Genomic DNA, 19358 nt, shown 5'->3' on the forward strand with positions numbered 1-19358 from the left:
ATGACCCTTATTTCACGTTTAAAGATTTTTTGGCCTGCTCAAGCAGATCAAGCTTCACCCACTCTTTGGCCACCGGCGGCTTCACCATTTTGCCCACGCCATACTTGGCCATAAAATCAGTGGTGATCTGCATATGTTCAACGCTTAAGTTGTAATAAAACGGCGAATTAGCGATGGCATCCTGATAATCATCCACCGTAATCTGGCCCTTAAACATCGTATTGCGCACATAGTTTTCGGCTAGCTTAGGGTCATCCATAAAGGCCTTGGTGGCTTGCACAAAGCACTTCATAAACTTTTCAGCCAATGGGCGATTGCCGTTGTAAAGCTTCTCGCTCATCACAAGGGTGCGAATCGGCTCGCCCATCGGTGTTTCATAGGGCTTTAGTAGCTCCACGCCAAAGCCCTTATTAATCGCTTGCGAAGCCTGCGGCTCGGATTGCGACATGGCATCAATCTGCTTTTGCATCAGCGCTTGGTTTAAATCCGCAAACGGCAGGTAAACAATTTTGACATCCTTGCCCGGCTTTTCAGACCAGCTCAGATTTGCCTTAGCTAGCTCAGCCAACAGCGCCAGCTCCTGCGCCCCGCCGCGTGCCACGCCCACCGATTTGCCTTTAAAATCGGCCACGGTTTTAATGGCTGAGCCCGGCTGCACCACAATTCTGATTCCGCCTTTGGCAAAGCCCGCCACCGCATACACCGGCACCCCGCCTGCCCGCCCAGCAATCGCCGCATCGGCCGCGCTGGCCGCCACATCAATCTCGCCCGCAATAATGGCTGGCATAATATCCAGCCCCTTGGCAAACATCCGCTCCTCTACCTTCATCCCACATTTAGGCGCGATTTCCTTGATATAAGACACCGCACCGTAATGGGCGAACTTGAGATTACCAAGACGAATCACATCCTCTGCGGCATAGGCAGAAAAAGACGTCATGACCAGCGATGCGATTAAAGTAAGTTTCTTCATTGCAACTCCGTAGCTAAAGGTAAGGGCAGACAGCCTGACAGGCTTCCCTTTGCTATTTAGCAATTAGCTTGCCAGCAGGCTGACATAGGCCAACTACATTTCAAGCCCTTGCTTACAAAGAAAAAACGACGCGATGCTGATTACTCAGGTGAATCCGAAGATGGCGAAACTACAGAATCAGGCAATATTAAATGGCGGAAAACCGCCTGAATTCACAATGATTCGATGCAATATGCTGATCTATTTAAATAAACTGATGGCTAAAAGAGGCAACAAAGATGTAAGCGCACAGAAGCGGCTTACACATAACTATCCTATCCGCCTCCACTCCCCGCCCCTTTCTCCTATAAACTACAGCACCACCTTATATTTGGCTGAGTTATGCGTCCTGTCAGTGCCATCCGGGCTTCTTATGCGGCTGATAAAGCTGCCTTACACCAACAATTTGATACCCCAAGCGAGGCCTTGCCTATTCTGGCGGAGCTGGCGCAACTCACCGATCGCACCTTAGGCGAGCTGTGGGGCAGGCATCAGTTTATTGATGAGGTGCTGCTGGTGGCTGTTGGAGGCTATGGGCGCGGAGAGTTATTTCCCTATTCAGATGTGGATTTACTGATTTTATTGCCGGATTTGCCCTCGCCAGCACTGCTGGAAAAGCTGGAAATCTTTGTGGGCGAGCTTTGGGATATTGGCTTGGAAGTGGGCCACTCCGTGCGTACCACCGCCGATTGTATGCACGAGGCTGAAAAAGATATCACCGTGCAAACCACCATTTTAGAAGCGCGGCTCTTGGTCGGGGATCCTGAGCGCTTTAAAGAGTTTTATGACACGGTGCATCGCTATATCGACACCAAGGAATTCTTTGAAGCCAAATTATTAGAGCAACAAGCACGCTATGGTCGCTTTCAAAACGCGACTTATAATCTTGAGCCCAATATTAAAGAAGCACCGGGTGGATTACGTGATTTACATTTAATTGGCTGGATTGCTGCAAGCCAAGGTTTAGGCCGTGATTGGCATGCTTTAGCACAATTAAAAATGCTGACTGATGAAGAAATCATTAAATTAGAAAATGCCGAGCGGGTATTGCGTGCCTATCGTATTCAATTGCACTGGCTGGCCAAACGGCGTGAAGATCGTATTCTTTTTGATTACCAGCACACGCTCGCCAGCGATTTTAAATTTGCAGACAGCGAGAAAGGATCAATACGCCTGCGGGCCAGCGAAGCGCTAATGGCCACCTATTACCGCTCTGCCCGCATTATCAGCCAGCTTGCGCCTTTATTATTAGAAGCCCTGAAAGCGCGTATTTTTTCGCAAGTTGGCATTGAGATCCGCCCGATTAATGAATACTTTCAATTACGTGGCGCGTCGATTGAAATCACCGCTCCCGATGTATTTGAGCGCCAACCTTCAACCATCTTGGAATTATTCTGGCAATTAGAGCGCTTAAGAGATGCTCGAGATATCAGCCCTGCCACCCTCAGGGCGCTTTGGCATGCCAGATCCCGTATTGACGATGATTTTCGCAGCAATCCTGTAAATCAGCAGCGCTTTATTGATATTTTCCGAGAGCCGCGCGGCCTGACCCGCGTATTGCGCCGCATGAATCAATACGGCGTATTAGGCCGGTTTATTCCGGAATTTGGGCAAATTGTCGGCCGTATGCAGCATGATTTATTTCATGTGTATACCGTGGATGAACATACTTTAATGGTGCTGCGCAATGTGCGGCGCTTTGCCGTCAATGCCTTTACCCATGAATACCCGATGTGCTCTAGGCTATTGGCGGAATTTGATCGACCCGAAGTTTTATATCTGGCGGCGTTGTTTCACGATATTGGCAAGGGGCGTGGCGGTGATCATTCCTTATTAGGCAAAGAAATTGCAGCTAAATGGTGCGCCAGCATGCCGCTTTCTAATGAGGATGCCCAGTTGATTACTTGGCTGGTAGAGCATCACCTCACGATGTCGGCCGTGGCACAAAAGCAGGATGTGTATGATCCTGAAACCATTCAGGCCTTTGCTACATGGGTGGGGGATCAGCGCAAGCTCACTGCGATTTACCTGCTGACGGTGGCCGATATCCGCGGCACCAGCCCCAAGGTATGGAACGCATGGAAAGCCAAACTGCTTGAAGATTTATTTAAAGCCACCCAGCGCCTGTTCAGCAGCCAAGCCAGCAGCAGCCGCTCCTGGCTGGAAGAGCGGCAAGATGAGGCACTGCGGCTGATTCGCCTGCATGGCCTACGCCAGGAAGCGCATGAAGAGTTTTGGAAAGTGCTCGATACCGTGTATTTCTTGCGCCACGATGCCAAAGAAATTGCATGGCATACCCGCATGCTGTTTTCCCGTGTAAATACGCTTAAACCGGTGGTGCGTGCACGGCTTTCAGAATCAGGAGAGGGCTTGCAAGTAATGGTGTACAGCCTAGATAAAAATGATTTATTCGCGCAAATTTGCAGCTTTTTTGAGCGTGCTGGCTATACCATTTTTGACGCACATATTCATACTACGCAAAATGGCTATGCCTTAGATAGTTTCTATATTTATATCCCTGATAATCGCGTAGATAATTACCGTGATTTAATTGGCTATATCGAGTTTGAGCTCAGCCAGCAATTAGAAAAAGGCCTGCCGCTGGTTACGGTGCAAAAATCGCGTATTTCCCGCCAATTAAAGCATTTCCCCATTCAGCCACATGTGATGATACGCGCAGATGAGCGCGGAAAATATCATGTGCTATCGATAGCGGCAGGGGACAGAACCGGCCTGCTCTCTACCATTGCCCGCGTGCTGGCCAATAACCGGATTGAAATTCAATCGGCCAAAATTATGACTTTGGGCGAGCGGGCTGAAGATAATTTCTTAATCAGCGGGGAATTACTCAAAGATCAGCACGCATCCCGTGCCTTAGAGGCGGAGCTGTTGCAGGCGATTCATGCGCATTAACAGCAGGCCCTGTTTTACCGTCAAATGATCTGCTGGCAGAGATTAAAGATGCCACGCTTTAATGGCTTTGATTTAGCGGGGAATTCTGTGCAGAGACCAGATTCCCGCATATGAAAAACAATCCAATCCGCCTGCATGTTTATAGCGGCGGATGGGTGTTTATTTAAATCCGCTTATTGTAATTCGCCGTATTTTTCTAAAAGTGTTTCACACTGTTTTTGCCCCCGCATAAAATCAAATGCACCCATCGCCTCGTACAAGGCTTTAAGCTCAGGTGCCGCCGTACGGGCGTATTTTTTTTGCAGCCGGGCATGCACATCAAAAGCTAATAGATCCGAGCCTTTTAACAGCACATGTAATTCTTTAATATCTGCCAGCAACTGTGAAGTATCCGGCACAGCTTCTGCTGGCGCGGCTTGGGTATAGCTCAGAGCGAGCGGCTCGATCAGTTGGCTGCAGGAAAGCACGGCGTCCTTCAGTGCCTCACAAAGCACATCGTGCTCCGCGGCCGCGGTTTTAAGTTCATCCTCTGTTTGTTGAGCAACCGCCGCTAAATAGCAAGCTCCGACTGTAGCGGCAAGCCCTTTTAAGGTATGCATTAAACGGCGGGCTTCTTCTCTTTTTCCTGCTCTTAAAAAAGCATCCAGCCGGGCCGGCACTTCGCTGACTTCTGACAAAAAAGACTGTAAAACACGGCCGTATAAACCCGTGTTATTTCCTAGGCGCTCTAAAGCCCCGGTAAGATCAAGCTCATCTTTAGCAGGAAATTGCGCTTGGTCCGGCGCGCTGGTGATGTCGCTATTTAAAACCAATTGATGCCGGGTTTGCCTGACTTGGCTTTGCACAATCTGAATAAGATGCATCAAATCAAATGGCTTACCAATATGATCGTTCATCCCAGCAGCAAGGCAGGCCTCGCGATCTGAATCCATAGCATTGGCCGTCATGGCAATCACGGGCAAGGTGGCCATTCCCAAGCCATGCCGGATGATGTGCGTTGCCGTATAGCCATCCATTACGGGCATTTGCACATCCATCAGCACCGCATCAAAAGGGCTGGATGCATTAACAATGGCATCAATACCCGCCTTCCCGTTTGCAGCCAGCTCGACCAGCGCGCCTTCAGCACTAAGCAGCTCTTGTGCCACCTGCTGATTCATTAAATTATCTTCAACCACCAACAGACGCAGCCCGACCAAACGGCAAGGTTTCAATCCCGGCAGGCGGGGCCTGCTGCGCAAATTACCTAGGCCAGCCCGCGCATCGGCCACCGCATCAAACAGCATCGAAGCCGTCACTGGTTTTACCAGAAAGCTATTTAGGGCGGCCTGCTCTTCACTGCTGCGCTGAGCCAGCAACTCCCGGCCATGCGTGGTCACCATCACAATGACAAGGGTATCCGTGGCCTGCAGAATTTTCCTAATCCGTAATATGGTTTCCCAGCCGTCCATATCCGGCATATGCCAATCCACAAAAATAGCCTGATATCCCCCCTGCGCCAAAGTCGAGCAGGTCTCCACCAGAGTAATCGCCTCTTGTCCGCTCCGGGCCACATCCACCTGCCAGCCCCATGAGCGGGCCATACCCACCATCAGACCGCGAGCGGTTTCATTGTCATCCACCACCAAAACATGCAAATGATTAAGCCCCCCCACAAAACTGGAGCGGTCTGCCTCTTCGGCTAAAGCATTCACGGCAGGCAGCATGATTTCAAAGTAAAAGGTACTGCCCTTTCCTGCCTCGCTTTCCAGCATCAGGCTGCCACCCATCATTTCAACCAAGCGTCTGGAAATAGATAAACCCAGCCCCGTCCCCCCAAAGCGCCGCGTTGTGGATGATTCAGCCTGAGTAAATCCTTCAAAAATATGCCTTTGATTTTCGGCTGCAATGCCAATACCGCTATCTTTAACTGAAATACGCAAGGAGATTTGATCTTCAATCTGGCCAAGCAGTTTTATTTGAATAATGACTTCGCCTGTTTCAGTAAATTTAATGGCATTACCCGCCAAGTTAATCAGGATTTGCCGCAGCCGCAATACATCGCCAATCAAAACCTTAGGCATGGATTGATCAATATCGAACAATACCTCAATGGGTTTGGCTCCAATATTGACCGATAAAATAACGGATAAATCCCGCATCAGCCTGTCAAAGTGAAACGGCTGCGGATCTAGCTCCATTTTGCCGGCTTCCATTTTAGAAAAATCCAAAATATCATTCAGCAGCCCTAATAAAGACTGCGCAGCACCTTCTGTTTTAGTGGTGTAATCCAGTTGTTGGTCGCTTAATTCGGTATTTTGCAATAATTTAAGCATGCCCAGAATCGCATTCATTGGTGTGCGAATTTCATGGCTCATATTGGCTAAAAACTGACTTTTTGCCACTGTTGCCGCCTCTGCCTTGGCTTTTGCAGCCTGCAAAGATAATTCATAATTTTTAATTTCAGTGATATCAGTGCATATAGATATATATTGCTCAGCGAATGTATTGACGCCCATCAGCGGCACAATGGTGGCATTAACCCAATAAAACTGCCCTCGTTTGTTTTTATTTTTAATTTCACCATGCCAAACCTGCCCGCGGGTAATTGCAGACCAAAGCGCAGCAAAAAAAGCAGGCGGGTGAAACTCTGAATTAAGAATACGATGATTCTGACCCAGTAATTCAGTCCTAGAATACGCAGAAATATCACAAAACAAATCGTTGGCATACACAATCAGGCCATTTAAATCAGTAATGCTGACAATAGCGTGCTGATCAAGCGCAAATTTCTGATGGTTTAATTCGCTATTTTGTGTAAATAAACGCGCTGAAACATGATTAAGCGCCTCACCTAAAGCCTGGATTTCTGAAGACTCGCCTGACACCTGAAGCTTTGCCCCAAGCGCATGATCCAGACCCGTGGCAAAGCGGGTGGCCTGTTGTAAGGCCCGGATAGGCGGCCCAAGCAAGCATTTCAGTAAAACAAGCGTCCCGGTGATGGCCAGTGCAATAATCAGCAGCGCCTGAGTCCATATGGCGATCACCTCCTGGTTTAAACCATCGGTGCGATAGCTCACCCTGACCCAGCCCACATGGGTGCCCGCCATAATCGGGTGCCATGCCGACATGGTTTGCTTACTGGCTAAACGATGAAGGCTGAGCGCTGTATTCACCTCCTCAGACTGCGTAAAGGGCCGCACCTGCCGGGGAGGATGCAAACGCTCATGGCCAAAATGAGGCACGCTGCGCCCATGTTCAAACACCACTTCGCTCAGCAGCTTGCCTTCCGGATTACTGACCTGCACCAAAAAAATACCGGGGGTTGCGGCGGTTTGCATCGAGATTGCTTCAATACTCACCCAGTCTTCTACCAACAAAAACTGTGCATTCACTGTGGCAAGATTCCGAGCCAAAGCGGCCATATTGTTCATGACGGTGGTTCGCAGTAAATGGGTTTGCCTGCTTGCCGTATAAGCCCCGTAACTCAGCAGCGATAGCACAAGACAAATCGAGGTAAGCAACATAATTTGCCGTGAAAGGCTGCGAGGCAAAGCCCGGTATACGGCTTGCCACCAAGCGGGCGACGAAGCAGGAATCAGGGGCGCATCCATCTAGTTTTTCTCTTCTGCATCATATTTCTGAAGCTTTAAAGCGTCTAAAGGCAAATAGTCTTTTTCATACAGAGCCGGCACAGGGTTTGAAAAACGAATTTCCTTCAGCAAAGCCCGCCCTGCCTCATCTTGGGCCAAACTCATAAAGGCCTGCACAATGGCATTACGATCTTTTAAAGGCACACGGGGGTGAGCCACAATCGGGTGCGACGCGACTTCCGGCGTTTGGTAAATAATATGCAGCTGACCGCGCACTTCAGCCTGCTCATCATCAAAAGCGGCAAGCACACTTCCACCAGCCCCCACCTCATTTCGCGCTAGGTGCAAAAACACATTGGAATGCGTGCCCAGATATCGCGGGGTAAATTGCAAACCCATGCGCCCGCTTAAGTGAGCACGAAGCAAAATAGAAGCCCCAAAAGCATTGGGTGCCGGAAAGGCAATGGCCTGCCCGTTTAAATCTTGAACGGACTTAAACCTGCTGTCTTTACGTGCCAGCAATATTCCGACTAAAGGCTTGCGGTCTTTTAATAGGGGGACATAACCCTGCCGAGGCCGGGCACGCAGCGCCTGATAGGGATTAACATAGGCAAAGTCAGCGCTACCTTTATTTAATATCGCATCAAACTGCGTATAGCCAGCGGCAAGCTTCAGCTCGAGCACGATACCTGTATCGTGCGAAATACGTTGCAATACAGGCTGCCATTCCTGATGTAAATGGTCAGGGCCAAACTGAGGGACCACAGAAAATGTATATCTGCCTGCAGCTAAGCTGCAATTGATAAGCATAAGCAGCCCGCACAGGGCCTTAAGCAAATACTTACACATATCCACTCCTATGCCCGATAAGTACCACTGAGTGGCATTACGTCTTGCATAAGAATAGTGTGCAATTTGGCTATTACTTAGAAAGTAATTAATTATTTTCCGAAAGAAGGCAAAGCCTGCACGCCTTGCGAGCTCTGACCATTTTTGAATACAAACAGCCAGAGCGCTGATACCCAACCGAAAACGGATTAGCGCATGCCTCTGTACACTTAACAAGGCCAAGTGATTCAAAAACAAGTAAATAAGCCCATGGAAAAACGAAACGTATTCCATTTAGACTAAGCGCCCCAGCAGCACCCTATCATGTGACGACAGGACATCATAAAATGCCGCACGTTTTTATCTCCATCTCATGAAAAACCACACCCTGCCCATCGGCCTTGCTTTGGCACTACTGATGCATCTTGGTGTTTACCTGTTTTATCAGGCAAAAAAACCGGCTTATCAAACAAAACGCCCGGGCTTACAAGTTTTTTTACCCGCGAGTGAAACGCCACGGACGCAGCCGGTAAGCCCACCCCCGCCGCCTGCTGCTAAGCATCAGCAACAAACCGCAAAACAAAAAATAACGCCCCAAACGGGGCCTGTTTCAAGGCATGAAACAAAGCCCAATATTTTGGAGATTCCTTCCATTACTGAGAGTGGCAACGCCATTCACCAAGCAATCAGCCCATCTGCCAGACTCGATTTATCCATCCCCAAGGAAAACAGCTCTGCCGTTAGAACGCAATCCATTATCCCGGGGCTAAAACCACAGGCTGAAACACCCCGCAGCGAGCTGGCCAAATCACTGGATAAAGCCAACCGGCCTGATTGTAAAAAAGCGTACTCAGGATTGGGCCTGCTTGCGGTCGTGCCTTTAGTGGCCGATGCAGTAAGCGACAGCGGCTGCCAGTGGTAGATTTACATTTGCTTAAATAAATGCGTAAAGCTGCGACTGACTTCCAGCTTTTCGCTCAGGCCGCTCACTTTAACCAGTAAGCGCCCGCGAATATCTTTAACCACGCCTTCAATCGCCTTGCTGTTCACCAACGTTGCGCGGTGAATTTGCCAAAATAGATCGGGGTTGAGTTCTTCTAATAAATCACGCACGGGCTTTCTGATTAAAGCCTCATAATTTTTTGTTTGCACCCGTGTGTATTTTTCATCGGATTGAAAAAACAACACTTCTTCAACCGGAATCAAACGCAATTCCTGCCCCATTGATGCCTGTATCCATTGCAAATACGCGGGCTTTTGGGTGACTTGCTTAGCAATCTGGGCAATTAAAGCCTGCATATCATTGGGCGGGCTGGCGAGGCGTTTTTTTAAACGCTCTACGGTTAAAGCCAAACGCTCCGGATCCGCTGGCTTTAATACATAATCAATCGCACCGTGCTCAAAGGCTTCTACTGCGTATTGATCATAAGCGGTTACAAATACAATATGGGTAGATTGAGAAATCGCCTGCGCAGCCTCTAAACCAGTCAAGCCAGGCATGCGGATATCTAAAAAAGCAAAATCTGGCCGATGCGCTAATGTCTGGCTAATCGCTTCTTCGCCATTTTTAGCTTGCGCAATGATTTCTAATTCCGGCCAGACCTGAGAAAGACGTAATTTTAACTGATCACGCATTAAACGCTCGTCATCAGCAATCAGTGCGGTGGGCATGGCAATCCTTTAAAAAAATGGGCTCATTTATATTGCCAGAGTATAAGGCACTTCAATCGTAATACACACACCGCTTGGTTTATTTTCTGTAATTGAAAACAAGCTGTTCCCTTTATATAGCAAAGCCAGCCGCTCACGAATATTCTGCAGCCCCAAACCTGTGCCACTGCTTTTTGCCATGCCAAAACCAAGGCCATTATCAATCACACTGATTCTTAATTTTTGATGCGCAACTTCTGCATAAACACTCAGGCTGCCGCCTTCTGTTTTAGGCTCTAATCCATGTTTAATTGCATTTTCAACAAGTGTTTGCAAAATCATCGGAGGGAAAGCCGCTGAGCGTAAGCCTTCGGGAATATGAATATTAAATTCCAATCGCTCTTCCATACGCATTTTTAACAGCTCTAAATACGCCGCCACCATATCGGCCTCACGCCCCAAATGATTACCAGAGGCATGGTCCCTGATTTGCGGCAATACCTGGCGCAAATATTGAATCAGGCTGCGCTGCATGGCAGAAGCACGCGGCGGATCCGTTTCAATTAAATATTCAACAGAAGCCAAGGTATTAAATAAAAAGTGCGGCTCAATTTGTGCCTGCATCATTTGTATTTTAGCCTCAGCCACCTGCCTTAATAATGCCTCTCTTTCTGATTCTTTTTGTGCTTCTCTGGCCAGTGCTTCGGCACGTTTTTTGCCCCCCATTAATACCTTAATGCCCAGCAGCAGCATGATAAAAAGAAACACCCAGTTATTCACAGAAATATTAGTTGATATCCTAGTGGCAGGCGGTGTATTTTCTTCAAGGGTCAACAAATATTCGCTCACCGCATCAATCAATTCATTTTTATCCGCTAAGGATAAGTCACTATCCTGAATCACACTCAAACCCGCAATTTTATTGCGCAATTTTTTCTTAATTTTATCTTTATCATGCGCTGTTTTTTTTGCATCTGCCAGCTCTCTTTCTGCATCGGCCTTTTCTTGCTCAGCCTGCTGCGGGTCCGTATTTTTATTGGCGTATGCTTCCGACAAATCAGGCGACGGATCCAATGGCTCAGAAGGTATTTTTTCCTTGCCCGGCTGATGAATCACAACAGGTGGTGCCGGAGGGGATGGCACAGCGGCCACGTATTCTGCATTTTTTAAGCTATTAATTCCATCTTCAATCGCACCGCCCATTATCAAAGATAAAATCATTAAAAAGATAAACTTACCCCAGCTCAGCTGAATCACCCACACAGCGAGCCGGTCAAATATTTTTTTAAAAAAATCAAGCAGCTCATAAAAACGCGCCTTGATTATTTTAATATTTTCATCATTCATATGCTGCCTTTATTTTTATATAAGCCGACCATACCCAATACTTAATTACAGCTAAATACCCATATCAATTCATTCTATAACGATGCTTTGCCTGACTCATTCTCTGATTTATACAAATACCTTCAATTTAAAACCACACGCAAAGCTACGCAGACTGGCGTATTTTACACAGCACCACGGCAACCTTCACATAATAATTAAATTGCATACAACGATGAAATATCAAAATAGCAAAAGGCGGCCACCCTCGGTTTTACTGGATGCTGAGCAGATAAACTGCTGCAGATTACGGGCGCTTTTTCCTGCCACAGTAAATAATTGAAATTGTAAAGGCTGACCATTACTTACTGCTGACTATTGCTCATCCTATTTTCTTCAACTAGCGCCTCATCATTTTATTAATACCGGCCTTTTAAACCCATGGTACCAGCCAAATAACACATTTTCGCCAGCGTATTGCTCGATGTATTAAACGCCATAAGGCATGAAGAGATTAATTTTCTTTACTATTGCCATAGACGGCATTGCAGTATTAAAAAACACCCCATCGCCCTGCTCTGCGGCCACCATCATTGATGGCAATACCAGAGCGCTTTCCCGCTTTGCAAGCACTTCGATTCGTGGCAATTTAATAATCACGGCGTCTTTTGCCCATTTCGCATCTGATGCCGCCATTTTTACAGATGTTTTATGAATGGCATCACGACGCTTTCCAACAACCTCTATTCTTGGCAATTTAATAATGACTGCATCGTTTGCAATTGGCGTATCAAGTGCGGCCAGCTTTACAGACGCTTTATTGATTGCATCATGACGTTTCCCAACAACCTCTATTCTTGGCAACTTAATGATTACAGCTTCTTTTGAAACGGGTGCAGCAAAAACAGGAGTAGAAATCATCAAGGCAGTAGCGATTAACATTAAGGCTTTCATGACATTCTCTTGCAAAGTTGGAGTAATGTCACTTTAAACAAAGCCATTCCAAGGCGAAATAGCGCTGCGATCAAGTGTAAAAAGCGAGGATCAGAATGCAAAAAAACAAGCCTAGGATGCAAAGCAATCCAGAGATGGACGGGTTGGCTAGTCTCTTTTTGCCTTAGCCCGCTTTAAACCCTGCACCGCATAGCGCCCTAGCCCTGCGCCCCCAGATTAGCGCGCCAATATAAAAACGATTTTTTATGCGCTAAACGCGCACGCGGCGTGCGCGGAGAAAAGCAGATAGCGCCTCAATTGCGCTTTGATCTTCTAAGCGACGTAATTGAATGCCTAGATGCTGCGGCAATATCTCTTTATTTAAGCTCGGCCGCCGCTGACGCGCCTTCATGTTTTTTGCGTGTTTTTTCCGCTGCCTGATAGGCAATATAATAACGGCTCACGGCAGACACATAATCCACCATGCCTTTACTGACCGACTTTAAAGCCACTTTTTCTACATTCCCCAGCCAGCGGTTGCGATCCAAGCCCTGAGCCGCCGCCTGATTACGCAATTGCTGTACACGCCCTTCGCCTGCGTTGTAGGCAGCAATCATAAAATACAGTTGATCCTCGTCATTAATGCCGGGGTTATTAAAGAAATCACGCAAATGCCCCAGATAGCGCGCTGCCGCAGTGACATTGCCTTCTGCATCATGGGGATTTGTCACCCCCATATTACGGGCGGTGCTGGGGTTGATTTGCATAATGCCGGTCGGGCCTTTTTTGCGTATGACCGAATTCAAACCTGTTTCTTTCTGCCCGATTGCAGCAAGCAGCAACCAGTCTAAATTATTGGCCGCGGCCACAATTTGAAACACAGGCGCAAAAAATGCCAGCTTATCCAGTGAGCCTAGCTGACTGGCGCTTTGCACCTTGCCACTGGTTTCCAGATAACGCCGCGTAGCCGTCACCGCACGCTCGGCAATGCCCGATTTCTCTGCAAAACGATTTAAGGTGGCCAGCAAAGCGCTGTCGTCTTTACGCACCGCCCACGCCACAGGGACTTTTTCTTCTGTGCAGCTATGACTTTTTAGCTTGCTCAGCGTTTTACTCCATAACCCCAGAACAAAGCTGCTGGCCATGGTGGTTTTATCTGCGTTTTTATTGATTTCGGCGAGCAGCATTTCACTGTTTACTCCGGGCGCTGCGTTTTCTGTCTCAAACTCTGCACTTCCGGCTTTGCGTCTTGCCTCATTAAAATCGCCTAAAAGCCGCTGGGCATAGCTGCTGGATGGAATCGTAAGACTGTGCCCCTCTTCTGCGGCCGACACCGTACACCAGCGATCTTGCAAATAGGGGTTAGAAAACGCGACTAATTGCTTTGCTCCTTCCGTCACCGGCATCAGCCCCGCCGCAATATCCCCCCGCCCGGCCCTGAGCGCGGGAATCAGCTCACCGGCATCAACAGGAATAAATTGCAAACGCAGCGGTGGCTGCCCTTTGCTCCGCCCCTGATTCAGAAATTTTTCAAACTCGTTCAGCATGCTGTATTCCACGCCATACTGACGGCCATTTTTAATAAAAAAGGTAGAAGGCCCCAGCGCCACCAGCACTCTCAGCCTTTCTGGCGGGTGTTCCGGATCGAAATCAGCGCCGGTTGCAGCGAGCTGGGAGGGTTTACTTAATGCTGGGTGCGTGCTTTTTACACTCGCGACGGGCTTTGCCCAAACAGGGCCAGTCAAACACAAACAGAGCATCAAGAATCGTATCATTCGCGGTTTCCGAGTTTGCTTTATGACGCTTATTGCGGCTGAAGCAGGATGGCAGCATCCCGTCATTTACGGCGCTGAGCCTGAGTGATCACGCTGCAAGCAGGGTAAATGAGCCGCTTGGCCCACCCCATTCTAATGGTGGAAATCAATAGTTCCAACACTGCAGGTATCGGCTAAGGCCATCTGGCCGTATAATCGCCACTAAGATTTTTTGTTGGCAAATCAATGCACACTCTGCCTTAGCGCGTTCAGGCTAAAGGCAAAGGCGCACAATCTGCCCTCTATATTCAAACATTCAAATAAGCAAAACCCCTGCTTCAAGGTACCAAATGCCCATTTTAATTGTAGAAAACGCTCACCTCGCCTATGGCCACGTTCCGCTTTTAGACGGAGCCAGCTTTATTCTTGATGCTGGTGAACGCGTTGGTCTGATCGGCCGCAATGGTGCAGGTAAATCATCCCTTCTTAAAACCGTCGCAGGCGTCAACAAGCTGGACGACGGCGTTATCCGCCTCGAAACGGGCGCGAAGATGGCTTTTGTTTCGCAAGAGCCTGTATTTGATATGGAACACACCGTTTATGAAGCCGTGGCCGAAGGCTTGGGTGCGGTGCGCCAGACGCTGATTGACTATCACGCAGCGCTGCAAACATTAGATGACAGCGAAGAAAGCTTAACCCATCTGATGGATTTACAGCACGATTTAGAAGCGCAGGATGGCTGGCGGCTCGATTCACTGATTGCCTCGATTATGTCGCACCTTGATCTGCCTGCAGAAACAAAAATTGGCGCTTTATCAGGCGGCTGGAAAAAACGTGTGGCGCTGGCCCGTGCTTTGGTGTCTGAACCACAGCTTTTATTACTGGATGAGCCAACCAATCACCTGGATGTCAGCGCGATTGAATGGCTGGAAGAGCTGCTCAAAAACTTTGCGGGCAGCGTGTTGTTTATTACCCACGATCGCCGCTTCCTCGATAATATTGCCACGCGCATCATCGAACTTGATCGCGGTAATCTGACCAGCTTCCCAGGTAATTTCAAAACTTATGAAGCTAAAAAACAAGAACTGATCGAGCAGGAAGAATTTACCAATAAAAAATTCGATAAAGTGCTCGCCCAGGAAGAAGTATGGATCCGCCAGGGGATTAAAGCGCGCCGTACCCGTAATGAAGGCCGCGTACGCCGCCTGGAAGCCTTACGTATCGAGCGCAGCCAGCGCCGCGAACGCGTAGGCAATGTCAGCTTTAATGTGGATTCGGGTGATAAATCAGGCAAGCTAGTGGCCGAGCTAGAAAACGTCACCAAGGGTTATAACGGCAGAACGCTCGTTGGCAACTACAGTACCCGCCTGATTCGAGGCGATCGCATTGGTCTGGTTGGGCCGAATGGCGCAGGTAAAACCACCCTGCTGAAAATGATTTTGGGCGAATTACAGCCAGATAGCGGCGAAGTTAAACTGGGCACCAATTTGCAAGTGGCCTACTTCGACCAATTCCGCGAGCAGCTGGATGAAAACGCCACCGTGATCGATACCATCAGCCAGGGTAATGATTACATCGAAATTGGCAATCAGCGTAAACACGTTATTAGCTATCTAGAAGAATTTTTGTTTGCGCCCGCTCGCGCCCGCAGCCCGGTCAGCTCCCTGTCTGGTGGTGAACGTAATCGCTTGCTACTGGCCCGTTTGTTTACTCGCCCAGCCAATGTGCTGGTGCTGGACGAGCCAACCAACGATCTGGATATCGACACCTTAGAGCTGCTGGAAGAACTGCTGTCTAATTATTCCGGCACGGTGTTCCTGGTCAGCCACGACCGGGCCTTCCTTGATAATGTGGTCACTCAGGTGATTGCCTTTGAAGGCAATGGCGTACTGATTGAAAACGCCGGCGGATATGCAGACTGGATGGAAGCCAAAGCACGGATGGCCAGCAATGCGCCTGTTGTTGCTGCCCCACCCAAAGCCAGCTCAGCACCACAAGCCAAGCCGGCTGAGCCTGCCAAAGCGAAGAAAAAGCTTTCATTTAATGATGCCCGCCTTTTAGAGCAGCTGCCACTGCAAATCAATGCGCTTGAAGCCGAGAAGCTGGATATCCAGCAGCAATTACTCGACGCCAGCATCTATCGCAATGGCCCCAAGCTTGCCCGCGAAATGCAATTGCGCATCGAAGAGCTGGATGGGCTGATTCTCGAAAAGATGACTAAATGGGAAGAACTGGAAGCAAAAGCTTAAGTTGTCTTTTATAAATAGCGTATTGCTGCAGCGCAAAATGGCTGATGCAATACACTATAGTATGACTGATTAAGCAATCAAAAAGGATAAGCCGGCTCAGCAACAGCCGGCTTATCCTTTGCCCGGCATGCGGCACCTTTGCTAGGCCCAATTTCAATGCATCCATCCCAAACCACTGAACTATGAACCGGTTTTTCGCACGATCACTGCGCCCCACGGGCTCGGCTACATCCCTCAAGCTACTGCGTGGTGGCCTGATCCTGCTGTACGCCATTTTGGCCATTGTTACTACCGTTGCGCTGGTCATCGTGTCCTTGCATGACTATCAGGCCACCATCAAAGAAGCAGAACGCAGCAGTCTATCTCTGGCCCGCTCACTGGATGAGCACGCCACACGCTCTTTTGTTTCGGTTGAGCAATCCATGCAAAATATCGTGGAAAACCTCAATCAGTATGGCGGGGTGGACCAAGCCAATGAGCTGCAAACCCATAAAGTATTACAAGATAAGGTAAAACTTACTCCGCAGGTGCGAGCCATCATCACCATTGACAGCAAGGGGCTGATCCAGAGCCACGGGCTGGAATACCCTACCCGCCATGTTAGTCTGGCGGACCGGAGTTATTTTCTGTATCACCGCCAGTTTCAAGACAGCCGCCCGCTCATTGGTAACCCCATCCTGAGCCGCACAGATGGAAAATGGCTGATCCCTGTGACGCAGCGCATCAAAAAAAATAGTAACGAGTTTGGTGGCGTAATTTTAGCGGGCGTAGAGCCCCAGTATTTTATTCAGTTTTATCAATCACTCAAGTTAGCGCCAGGCAGCCATGTCCATTTACTGCGTAGCGATGGCGTGATTTTACTGAGCTACCCTTTTGATGAAGCCCAGATTGGCCGCAATTTAAGGGATATCGACCCGCTACTATTCGAGCAGCGCCGCCTGCAAGGCTCCAGCGTTTACCCAAGCACCTATAACAATACCCAGCTGCTAACCGCGTTTCACACCAGCCAGAGCATTCTGCCGCTGATTATTCTGATTTCCACCGACCGCAACACCCTGCTGAATCGCTTTATGAGCGATCTCATTACCCGTGCTCTGGCGGGTTTAAGCTTTGTGCTGATTATTTCCTGCCTGCTTTATTTACTGTTAAAGCAAATCAGACGAGTGGAAAGCATCGAAGAAAGATTACATCTCACCCAATTTACCGTGGATGAAGCCCCGGATATTATTCTCTGGGCCGATTATTCCGGCCAAATTTGCTATGCCAACCGCGCCACATCAACCAGCACCGGCTACAGCGCGGACGAGCTGCTCAAACTACGTTTCTTTGATATTTTCCCGCAAATTAATCAAGCCCAGTGGCAAGAGTTCTGGAACACCCTTACGGTTGAAAAGCGTTTGCTTTACACCACGCACCAGATCAATTTGCAACATACTCAGCTACCGGTTGAAATCACCTTCAGCCAGATCACTTTTGCTGAAGTAGCTTATCTTTGCGCCACGGTGCGTGATATTTCCGAGCAACAAAACAGCGAACGCGAGCTGCGCCGACACCGCGACCACCTGCAAGATTTGGTCTGGGAGCGCACCGCAGAAATCCGCTCCGTACTGGATGCCAGCCCGCTGGCCATTATGCTCTCTGTCAAAGGGACGATACGCCTAGTCAACCCTGCATTTGAGGCGCTGTTTGGCTACAGCACGGCAGAAATCACCGACATGCCAACAGATATGCTGCACGCCTCTGCCCAGCACTTTACGGCTTATAACAAGCCCATCCGTGAAGCCATTAAGAGTAAAGGCACATTCCGGGGCGAGATGGAGCTCTACCGCAGAGACACCTCCAGCTTCTGGGCCATGGTCTATGCCAAAGAAATGGTGGCTGGTGATATCAGCAAGGGCTTGATTTGCGTAATTGAAGATGTCAGCGCATCCCGAATTGCAGCGCAGGCGCTCAGACAATCAGAGCGACTTAAACGCACAATTATCGAGGGCACTGCCGACGGTTTTATTCTGATTGACAGCAAAAGCCGCATTGTTGATATCAACCAAGCCTTTTGCCAGCAACTGGGTCTTCATCGCAATACGCTGATTGGTAAACAACCCGATGAGCTTTGGCCGGAACACGCCAATTCGATTTTTCCGGCTCATTTATCCAGCCAGCAGATGCAATCCAATCATGTGGAGGAAGTCAGCCTTCCTGCCGCAGATGGCAAACAGCGCCCATTTTTAGTCAATTCCGCCTGCATTTATGATGAGCACCAGCATTTAGAATATGCTTTTGCTTTTCTCACTAATATTTCCAAACTCAAAGAAGTTGAAAGCAATCTCTTAGAAGCGAAAGAAGCGGCAGAAGCGGCCAATATGGCTAAATCTATTTTTCTGGCCAATATGTCGCATGAGCTTCGCACGCCCATGCATGCCATTTTGTCTTTTTCTGAAATTGGCCTGTCTAAAGTAGGAACAGCCGACAGCGCTAATTTAATCCGCTATTTTGAGCGCATTCATTCTAGCGGCAACCGATTACTTATTTTACTGAATGATCTTTTAGATATGTCGCGGCTTGAAGCCAATAAAATGCGTTATTCAAAAATGAATTTCGATCTAAAAACAATTACAAAACACGCTTCAACCGAGCTGCTTACTTTACTGGCCAGCAAGGATATTCAGCTTAATTTAGATGCAGGCGCCCCACCGCTGATGCTTTTCTTTGATAAAGCGCGCATTACTCAGGTGATTATTAATTTACTTTCAAATGCCATTAAATTCAGCCCCAACCATACTGAAATAGATATTCATTTTATTGAAGAAACCCGCCTCAGCGATGGCAGAGCGGCCAGCGGCTTAAGTGTCAGGGATCACGGCCCTGGCATTCCTGAAGCAGAGCTCGATTTAATTTTTGATAAATTTATTCAAAGTAGCCGCCTGAACAGCCACGCCAGCGGCACGGGTCTGGGGCTGGCCATCAGCCGCCAGATCATGACCGATCATGGAGGAGAAATTAATGCTCGCAATGCCGAAGGCGGCGGCGCAGTGATTAGTATTTTGCTGCCACTCGAGCCACCAGATAAAGCATAAAGCCGGAACAAGCCCTCCGGCCTGCCGGGGCGGTGCACCGTGATCCG

At 48.6% G+C, this 19358-nt stretch carries 11 protein-coding genes; 4 read left to right on the forward strand and 7 right to left on the reverse strand.

All coding sequences use genetic code 11. The features are described 5' to 3' along the window. Window positions 1-7: 7 nt before the first annotated feature. Window positions 8-973, reverse strand: a complete 966-nt coding sequence (locus DYD62_RS13405; RefSeq protein ID WP_115227800.1) for an ABC transporter substrate-binding protein — start codon at window positions 971-973, stop codon at window positions 8-10. A 381-nt stretch (window positions 974-1354) separates the two neighbouring features. Between DYD62_RS13405 and DYD62_RS13410 the strand changes: the two genes are divergently transcribed. After that, complete coding sequence (locus tag DYD62_RS13410) at window positions 1355-3925, forward strand: [protein-PII] uridylyltransferase (protein ID WP_115227801.1); 2571 nt, start codon at window positions 1355-1357, stop codon at window positions 3923-3925. Between the two features lie 173 nt (window positions 3926-4098). Here DYD62_RS13410 and DYD62_RS13415 read toward each other — a convergent pair whose 3' ends face one another. Beyond that, window positions 4099-7518, reverse strand: a complete 3420-nt coding sequence (locus DYD62_RS13415) for a hybrid sensor histidine kinase/response regulator (protein WP_115227802.1) — start codon at window positions 7516-7518, stop codon at window positions 4099-4101. After that, on the reverse strand, window positions 7519-8307 hold the full coding sequence (locus DYD62_RS13420; protein WP_165928767.1) for a phosphate/phosphite/phosphonate ABC transporter substrate-binding protein: 789 nt from the start codon (window positions 8305-8307) through the stop codon (window positions 7519-7521). It lies immediately after the preceding gene. A 391-nt stretch (window positions 8308-8698) separates the two neighbouring features. Between DYD62_RS13420 and DYD62_RS13425 the strand changes: the two genes are divergently transcribed. Then, on the forward strand, window positions 8699-9247 hold the full coding sequence (locus DYD62_RS13425) for a hypothetical protein (RefSeq protein ID WP_115227804.1): 549 nt from the start codon (window positions 8699-8701) through the stop codon (window positions 9245-9247). Window positions 9248-9249: 2 nt separating this feature from the next. Here the strand turns inward: DYD62_RS13425 and DYD62_RS13430 are convergent, their stop codons facing one another. The 4 genes from DYD62_RS13430 to DYD62_RS13445 all read right to left on the reverse strand — a co-directional run bounded on the left by DYD62_RS13430 (window position 9250) and on the right by DYD62_RS13445 (window position 14009). Beyond that, the gene (locus DYD62_RS13430) at window positions 9250-9996 is read right to left on the reverse strand and encodes a LytR/AlgR family response regulator transcription factor (protein WP_115227805.1); all 747 of its coding nucleotides are present in this window, start codon (window positions 9994-9996) and stop codon (window positions 9250-9252) included. A 27-nt stretch (window positions 9997-10023) separates the two neighbouring features. Then, the gene (locus DYD62_RS13435) at window positions 10024-11322 is read right to left on the reverse strand and encodes a sensor histidine kinase (protein ID WP_207916755.1); all 1299 of its coding nucleotides are present in this window, start codon (window positions 11320-11322) and stop codon (window positions 10024-10026) included. Window positions 11323-11790: 468 nt separating this feature from the next. Next, the gene (locus DYD62_RS13440) at window positions 11791-12255 is read right to left on the reverse strand and encodes a hypothetical protein (protein ID WP_115227806.1); all 465 of its coding nucleotides are present in this window, start codon (window positions 12253-12255) and stop codon (window positions 11791-11793) included. 356 nt (window positions 12256-12611) lie between these two features. Beyond that, complete coding sequence (locus tag DYD62_RS13445) at window positions 12612-14009, reverse strand: MltF family protein (protein WP_165928768.1); 1398 nt, start codon at window positions 14007-14009, stop codon at window positions 12612-12614. A gap of 329 nt (window positions 14010-14338) precedes the next feature. Here DYD62_RS13445 and DYD62_RS13450 point away from each other — a divergent pair, with 329 nt between their 5' ends. Together DYD62_RS13450 and DYD62_RS13455 are read left to right on the forward strand one after the other, a co-directional pair. Then, complete coding sequence (locus DYD62_RS13450) at window positions 14339-16237, forward strand: ATP-binding cassette domain-containing protein (RefSeq protein ID WP_115227808.1); 1899 nt, start codon at window positions 14339-14341, stop codon at window positions 16235-16237. A 182-nt stretch (window positions 16238-16419) separates the two neighbouring features. Then, window positions 16420-19311, forward strand: a complete 2892-nt coding sequence (locus DYD62_RS13455; RefSeq protein WP_115227809.1) for a PAS domain S-box protein — start codon at window positions 16420-16422, stop codon at window positions 19309-19311. Window positions 19312-19358 lie beyond the last annotated feature (47 nt).

Source organism: Iodobacter fluviatilis (assembly GCF_900451195.1).
Lineage (GTDB): Bacteria > Pseudomonadota > Gammaproteobacteria > Burkholderiales > Chitinibacteraceae > Iodobacter > Iodobacter fluviatilis.